Source organism: Anaerovibrio sp. (assembly GCF_024697385.1).
GTDB lineage: Bacteria > Bacillota > Negativicutes > Selenomonadales > Selenomonadaceae > Anaerovibrio.
Map to the genome: position 1 here is coordinate 1 of NZ_JAILFV010000127.1, position 5,835 is coordinate 5,835.

Sequence of the window (5,835 nt, forward strand, 5' to 3'; positions counted from 1 at the left end):
GATAAAGGATCCAACCACCTCACAGCTGTCATCAAAAAGTGCAGTTATATTATCAATACATTTTTTTGCATGATCAGAATCTGCATATGCGCCCAAGGTAGCAAATATGGCAACCTTCTTGTTGCGAATTTTCTTTATGAATTCCGCTGCCTTTTTATCGGCAGAGCCCTTATCAATCCAAGCCCCAACGACCACCAGGTCATAATCGGAAACATCAGGATTCTCCTCTACCTTGAAAGCTTCCTGCTTTTCATCCAGGGCATAGGCTACTTCACCTGCCACCTTGAGTGTATTCCCCGTAAGACTTGATACTACCACAATACTTTTCATTTTGCTCCTCCTAAAAAACAATTATTTATTTAAATTCGTTATAATGCCTGATACGATTTATACTCCAAAAATAAACCGCCAGCGTTATAACCAACAATAAACAGGCACTTTCCACTGCTGCAAAATCCCATTGATACATCCTCAGCAACCCGTTGGTCAGGCTCAGCGGAAGATACTGCACCAGTCTATATACAATATCCGGCAGATTTGCAATAGGGAAAAATGATCCGCAAAAAAAGGTCATGGGAGTAATTATAAAATTATTCACTATGGAAAACTGCTCCTGACCATTGATAAACATCCCCACGGCTATTCCAAAGGAAGAAAAACACATGGCTGTCAGGACAAGGCCAACAGCCCCCTGGGTGCTCATAACCTCCACTCCAAAAAACAATAGGGAGGTCACATAAATTATAATACCTGCCACCACACCTCTGGTCACTCCGGCCATGGCCATGCCAAAGGCTATATTGCTATTGCTCACCGGACTCATTTTCAATGTCTGAAATGTCTTATGATAAAACCTGGCCGCACTGATTGCTATGACAGTCTGCTGAAAGCTGTTCATCATAACTGAAATTGCCAGCATTCCCTTTGCCAGATATGCAATATATCCCCCTGCTATGTCTACTGAACTTCCCAATCCCCAGCCAAAGGCCAGCAGATAAATCATGGGGAACAGCAGCCCGGTAATAAAATATCCCATGCCGCCGATTCTATGAATCAGCATCAGCATTTCCCGCTTATAAACAGGAACCCAGCCCATCAGCTTCAGCTCCCTTCTGTGTTACCAGCTCCAGATATGCTTCCTCCAGGGTCAGTCCCAGCGTATGCCTGCCAGCCGCATAATCCTTTATCCCCTGGGCAGTATCAACCAATATCAGCTTACCTTCTTTTATCATGGCAATTCTGTCGCATAAATGATCTGCTTCCTCCATGTAATGGGTAGTTATCAAGATGGTTTTCCCCATTTTTTTCAGGTTTTCAATCTGCTGCCAGATTCCCTGCCTAAGCTCCGGGTCCAGTCCCACACTGGGTTCATCCAATATAAGTATTTCCGGGTCGGGCAGTGCCGCCCTGGCAATCATGGCCCGCCTGTGCATCCCCCCTGAAATCTGCTCCGGCCTTTTATCGGCCCATGACAGCATATCAAAGCGGTCCAGCATTTCTGCCACCCGCTGTTTCGCCTGGGGGACTCCATAAAGCTCAGCATAACATATCATGCTTTCCCTGACGGTCAGCTCCGGCTCTATATTGTTTACCTGTGGTACCAGGCCCACCAGGGCTTTAACGGTCACATCCCTATCCATCCCTGCCGGCATCCCCATAAGGTTTATTTCTCCATGACTGCACGGGCCAAGGCCGCAAATAAGCTTGATAAGGCTTGTTTTTCCGGCACCATTTGGGCCCAAAAGCCCCATGACTTCACCCATTTTTACTGAAAAGCTTATGCCATGCAGGATTTCCTTGCCCTTGGCCTGACAATGAACATTTATTATATCTATTGCATTAATCTTTTCCTGATCCATTAATTACCTGTTCTCCTTACAAGATCGTGGGGCAAACAGACAAGATGCTTTTGGCCACCTTCCTCCAATGTAAGGATTGTATTCTCAACCCCATATAGGGTTTTGATGTTATCCTCTGAAAATACCCTGTTCACATTTCCATCGGCAAGGATGGCCCCATCCTTGATGGCCACAATGCGGTTGCTGAACCTGGCGGCATGATTGAGATCATGCAGGACCATGATTACAGTCAGTCCCAAATCATCATGCAGCTGGTGTATAAGCATCATTAATTCCAGCTGGTGACGGATATCCAGGTATGTCGTTGGTTCATCCAGCATCAACAGCTGGGGTTCCTGGGCCAATGCCAATGCCAGCCTAGCCCTCTGTCTTTCGCCCCCTGAAAGGGCCAGGACCGACCTGTGCTGATAAATCGTCATATTGGTCAGCTCCAGGGCCCTGTTTATGGCCTGAAAATCCCTTTCACCAAACTCATCCAGAAACCCCCGATAGGGCATCCGCCCCAGGGAAACCAGCTCCCTAACCGTAATGTCCCCTGGAAAATCAGTGCTTTGTGGCATAAAGGCCATCAGCTTCGCTATTTCTTTTTCATTTTTTTTGTTAATATCCTCACCGGAAAGCCTTATCTCCCCTGAAGCCACAGGAAGCAATCTGGCTAGGGCCCTGAGCAAGGTGGATTTGCCGGAACCGTTTGGTCCGATAATAGATATTATATCAGAAGAGGCAACCGATAAATTGATATTTTTGACAATAAGTCTGCTGCCATACCCGACATTTAAATTTTTTGCTTCCAGCATCATTGTTGCTTCATTCCTTTCTTCAGCAAGTAAAGGAAGAATGGCGCTCCCAAAAAGGACATAAATACACCTACAGGTATTTCAACAGGAGCCGCAACAGTCCTTGCCACCGTATCAGTTATCACGATAAAGGAAGCCCCCCATATGGCTGAGGCAGGCAACAGGTAATCAAAATCCACCCCTGTTACTAATCGTACCATATGTGGTACTACAAGGCCAACAAACCCCAGCATACCTGCCACACTCACTGCGGATGCAGCCAAAACAGCTGCAATAACCAGCAGCACCAGCCTTACCCTTTCAACATTTACACCTATGCTTCTGGCCGTTTCTTCCCCCAACTGCAGGGCATTGAGCCAACGGCTCGCCAAAAACACCACGGCAAGCCCTATGAGCGAATAGGGCAAAATCATGGTTACATGGGTCCAGGAAGCTCCCTGAAAGCCCCCGGCCATCCAGTTAATAGTTCCCTGAATCTTATCAGAATAAAACACCATAAGGGCTGTCTGGGCCCCGCCAAAAAAGGTCGCCACTGCCACCCCGGCCAAAATCATACGCAAGGGCTGTATGCCTCTGTCCCAACTCAGGGCAAATACTATTGATACCGAGAGTATAGCTCCCATAAAAGCAGCAATTGGAACCAATGTTGTCATTTCCGGGAGAATAATCATTACAAACATGGCAAATAAACCAGCACCTGCAGTGACGCCGATAATTCCCGGATCAGCCAGGGGATTTCTGAGAATTCCCTGAAGAATACAGCCGGACAAGGCCAAATTTAATCCTGCCAGGGCTCCACATAAAACCCTTGGTGTCCTTATCAGATATACCACACGATAATTATCGGATTGAACTCCTCCCATTATGCCTTCCCGCACTTCTGTCCAGGAAAGGGAAATTATACCTGATGATGCCCCCAAAATAAGGGCAGCCACCAAAAAAACGAGGCCACCCCAAATTGCTGCCCTACGCTTTAAGGCACGGGGATGCCTTAAAACTGCACTTTCACTTGCCAATGAATCCAACTCCTCTATGGCCTCCTTCTGTCAAGTCAATGTAAAATGTATTGGGATAGTAATATTGACAGTATGCCCCGCCTTGTGTGCAAATGGACATGATTTCTCCACAGCTTTTACAGCAGCCTTATCAAGGCTTGCCACACCTGATGAGGAAACTACCCCACTGTCAAGCAGGCTGCCATCGCTGGCAATAGTCGCATATACCCTGACAACCCCCTGTTGATTTCTTTTCATGGCCATGTGCGGATACTTCTTGTTACTGTCTACCCTGGCTGCAAAACGGTCTGCAATATTACCTTCACTCTCACCTGATGGTGCTCCTTGAACAGGTGTGGTAGCACTGCCTGCAGCCCCAATCCCCAAGGAGCTTATGTCACCTGTGCCAGCTGTATTGCCGGAGGCACCGCCCCCTGCTGAAACCCTTTCATTCCCGGAGCCTGCTGCCAATGCACCATCACCGCCTGGAGCTGCAGCCTCAACCGGAAGCAATGCCGGTGCACCGGCTATCTCAGGTGCTATGGTTTGTTCCAAGGCTGCTGCAGCTTCTTCACCGCCTACAGCTACTGCCACTTTCTGAACTGCATCCAATACTGATGAGGCTTTTTCCTGGGCCGAAGTCTCGCCCACCGCTACCCCTTCCACAGGGTTTATATCCGGTATATCCATAGCTTCAGGCACAGGCCTTTCCTTGGCCATCTGTATGGCTTCCTCAAGAGTTATTTCCTGAATCACAGGTTCCAGTTCAATGGTGGTATCCGAAGAAACCGGTTCGTCCTGCAGGCCATACAAGCCACCGACGGCTGCCAGCACTATAAATGCCACCAGATGGATAATACAGGACAGTGGTACCGGACATGTTATCTTTTTTAGTACAAATGCGCCCATAGTTTTTGCTCCTTATGATTTGGCAGCCAAAGAAATCTTCTTCACACCACATTTTTTCATTTCATCCAAAACACCTATAAATTTTGAATAGTCTACATCTCCATCGGCACGAAGTACCATGGAAATCTCCCCCATGGCAGTCTCACGCTTTACCGTATTTTTCAGATTATCCAAATCCATTGGGTCTGTGCCCAGGAAAAGCTGTCCATCCTTGGCTACAGTTACCTGCAGGCTTTTGACCACATCAGTTTGGGCACTGGCAGCCTTGGGAAGATTGATCTGAATGGTTTTCTGGTCTGTCATGTAAAGAGTACTCAACATGAAAAATACCAAAAGGAAAAAGATTATATCAATCATTGGAATTATCATGATTTCCGGTGATTTTTCTATTCTGGTACTGGTTAATTTCATAATAGGCCTCCTTATTGCTTCACTGGAACATACTCCATTACCAGGGATGATATCTGCTCAAGTTTTGTCAGAATATTGTCCAGGCTGTAGCTGAAAAAGCTATGCCCCAGAAGAGCTATAACAGCTACGGCCAGGCCGGATGCCGTCGCTATAAGGGCTTCACCAACGCCGCCTGTAATAGCCATTGGAGCTCCCTGCTGAATATTAAAAACGCTAAAGGACTGTATCATGCCAATAACTGTTCCCATAAGGCCAAGTATCGGTGCCAATGTCACCAGCATGCTTAAAACCGGCAGGCCTTTTTTCAGCTTCGCTGCTTCCAGCTGGGCGGCCGATTCCATGGCAGCTTCTACATTACGCTTTCCCTTTGCTGCCCTAATGCCCGCGGTAACCATTATATCCGCTGCCCTGCTCTTGTCCTTGTAATTGTCCAGCAGCTCATCCAGGCTGTCATTTTCCAGCTTTTCCGTCAACTCACTGCAATATTTTTCAATATTGATGGCTTTGCTGCTGTAATATTTCAGCCGTTCAATGATAATCGCCACAGATAAAATCGATGCAGCCAATAAAAAGTACATTACCATCCCACCACGCATAAACCAATGAATTATCGTTCCCAGAAATTCCATAATAACGCCCCTTTGCACCTGAAATACCATTAAAACAAAATAGCCAGCATCAAAACTCAAATTTCAGGCTGGCTATCAAACCACTGGTTTTTAAATTATAACGCCATTGTTCAAATTTTTCTTCTTTAGAAGAAAAATCTTCCAATTAGCGTTTCAACGAGCTGGGAGATATGCTCGCCAGCTGTTGTAGTTTGTTTTCCCCCACCTAAAGAGGAAGGGGACATCTTAAAGCTCG

The 5,835-nt window shown here is 46.7% G+C and carries 8 protein-coding genes; all 8 read right to left on the minus strand.

The annotated features are described in order from the left end of the window. Positions 1 to 330, minus strand: a 330-nt coding sequence (locus K6C05_RS07390) for a flavodoxin family protein (RefSeq protein ID WP_296733137.1), incomplete at its 3' end; no start/stop codon positions are given. Between the two features lie 25 nt (positions 331 to 355). Beyond that, positions 356 to 1,096, minus strand: a complete 741-nt coding sequence (locus K6C05_RS07395) for an ABC transporter permease (RefSeq protein WP_296733138.1) — start codon at positions 1,094 to 1,096, stop codon at positions 356 to 358. Then, the gene (locus K6C05_RS07400) at positions 1,074 to 1,859 is read right to left on the minus strand and encodes an ABC transporter ATP-binding protein (protein ID WP_296733141.1); all 786 of its coding nucleotides are present in this window, start codon (positions 1,857 to 1,859) and stop codon (positions 1,074 to 1,076) included. The genes K6C05_RS07395 and K6C05_RS07400 overlap by 23 nt, the downstream gene beginning before the upstream one ends. After that, positions 1,859 to 2,659, minus strand: coding sequence for an ABC transporter ATP-binding protein (locus tag K6C05_RS07405; protein WP_296733143.1), 801 nt, complete (start codon positions 2,657 to 2,659; stop codon positions 1,859 to 1,861). The genes K6C05_RS07400 and K6C05_RS07405 overlap by 1 nt, the downstream gene beginning before the upstream one ends. Next, positions 2,656 to 3,672, minus strand: a complete 1,017-nt coding sequence (locus K6C05_RS07410) for an iron ABC transporter permease (RefSeq protein ID WP_296733145.1) — start codon at positions 3,670 to 3,672, stop codon at positions 2,656 to 2,658. The genes K6C05_RS07405 and K6C05_RS07410 overlap by 4 nt, the downstream gene beginning before the upstream one ends. A 30-nt stretch (positions 3,673 to 3,702) precedes the next feature. Further along, complete coding sequence (locus K6C05_RS07415; protein ID WP_296733146.1) at positions 3,703 to 4,560, minus strand: TonB family protein; 858 nt, start codon at positions 4,558 to 4,560, stop codon at positions 3,703 to 3,705. 12 nt (positions 4,561 to 4,572) lie between these two features. Then, positions 4,573 to 4,971, minus strand: a complete 399-nt coding sequence (locus K6C05_RS07420; protein WP_296733148.1) for a biopolymer transporter ExbD — start codon at positions 4,969 to 4,971, stop codon at positions 4,573 to 4,575. 11 nt (positions 4,972 to 4,982) lie between these two features. Further along, the gene (locus tag K6C05_RS07425) at positions 4,983 to 5,600 is read right to left on the minus strand and encodes a MotA/TolQ/ExbB proton channel family protein (RefSeq protein WP_296733151.1); all 618 of its coding nucleotides are present in this window, start codon (positions 5,598 to 5,600) and stop codon (positions 4,983 to 4,985) included. Positions 5,601 to 5,835: the final 235 nt, after the last annotated feature.

Bases quoted from the DNA above. Each gene is read 5' to 3' on its own strand.
- K6C05_RS07400 (WP_296733141.1), bottom strand. From the start codon at position 1,859: ATGGATCAGGAAAAGATTAATGCAATAGATATAATAAATGTTCATTGT.
- K6C05_RS07405 (WP_296733143.1), bottom strand. From the start codon at position 2,659: ATGATGCTGGAAGCAAAAAATTTAAATGTCGGGTATGGCAGCAGACTT.
- K6C05_RS07395 (WP_296733138.1), bottom strand. From the start codon at position 1,096: ATGGGCTGGGTTCCTGTTTATAAGCGGGAAATGCTGATGCTGATTCAT.
- K6C05_RS07425 (WP_296733151.1), bottom strand. From the start codon at position 5,600: ATGGAATTTCTGGGAACGATAATTCATTGGTTTATGCGTGGTGGGATG.
- K6C05_RS07420 (WP_296733148.1), bottom strand. From the start codon at position 4,971: ATGAAATTAACCAGTACCAGAATAGAAAAATCACCGGAAATCATGATA.
- K6C05_RS07415 (WP_296733146.1), bottom strand. From the start codon at position 4,560: ATGGGCGCATTTGTACTAAAAAAGATAACATGTCCGGTACCACTGTCC.